This window comes from Streptomyces sp. NPDC054847 (assembly GCF_053610925.1).
Genome location: NZ_JBSGZJ010000807.1, coordinates 1 through 1,054 on the forward strand (window position 1 = coordinate 1; position 1,054 = coordinate 1,054).

Annotated in this window: 1 protein-coding gene; it reads left to right on the top strand. The window is 67.4% G+C overall.

The window, feature by feature from the left end; all coding sequences use genetic code 11:
- The first annotated feature begins 418 nt into the window (after positions 1 to 418).
- Positions 419 to 1,042 carry an ADP-ribosyltransferase gene (locus tag ACWGH4_RS35375; RefSeq protein ID WP_453468035.1) on the top strand — a complete coding sequence of 208 codons (624 nt, stop codon included), beginning with the start codon at positions 419 to 421 and terminating at the stop codon, positions 1,040 to 1,042.
- Positions 1,043 to 1,054: the final 12 nt, after the last annotated feature.

Here is a 1,054-nt window from a genome sequence, read left to right on the forward strand (position 1 = left end):
CTTCTGTGTGGAGCGCCGTGGATTGGGGGGTGTATCCACGGCCGCTGATGTCGACCTGGCCCGGGTCAATGGGGGTCGTGTCATCGACTATGACAGACGGACGCCTCATCTCCAAATTCCTATAAGCGGGCAAAAGGTATCCAATGGGAGATGTCGTGAAGGGATCGTAGGTGAGTTCGCGCACTCGCCTGGCATTCCATGCATAAATATCCCTACTGGGGTTTGTTTCCTCGGTCTCGGGGAAGCGGTAGGCGTGCATTTCGGCGGTAGCGGTCCGCATGGATTCGTCGTCCCCCCGCAGCCCGGCCGGTACGCCCTCGGTCACACCGGTGCGGTCCAGGGGCCCACGTTGAGCAACTCGCCCACCCGCGGGTGACGATGCGCGGCCCGGTGCCGTCGCACCGGGATGGTGTCCCCCATGATCACCACTCGCTCGCGGCGCCGGGCCGCCGTGCTCACCCTGGCCCTGGCCGCCACCCTCGTCCCCGCGGCGGCAGGAACCGCCGCAGGCACCGCCCCCGCGGCACCGGCCGCAGCCCCTGCCGCCGCCGCGGCCGCCACCTGCCCGGTCGTCGACGACCCGCTCCACGCCGCCGCCGACCGCAGCGTGGACATCGACAAGATCACGCCGAGGCCGTCGTTCCGCACCAACTGCAAGCAGCTGTACCGGGCCGACGGACGCGGCCCCGAGGTCATCTTCGAGCAGGGCTTCCACCCGAAGGCGCCGCAGACCGGGCAGTACGACATCGAGAAGTACGTCCTCGTCAATCAGCCGTCGCCGTTCGTCTCGACGACCTACGACCACGACCTCTACAAGCAGTGGAAGAGCGCCTGGAACTACTACATCGACGCCCCCGGCGGCATCGACGTCAACGAGACCATCGGTGACACCCACCGGTGGGCGGACCAGGTCGAGGTGGCTTTCCCCGGCGGCATCAACCGGGACTTCGTCGTCGGCGCCTGTCCCGTCGACAAGGAGACCAGGCGCGAGATCATGAGCGAGTGCCGGGACAACCCGAACTACCTGCCCTGGCGCCTGTGACCTGAACGGAAG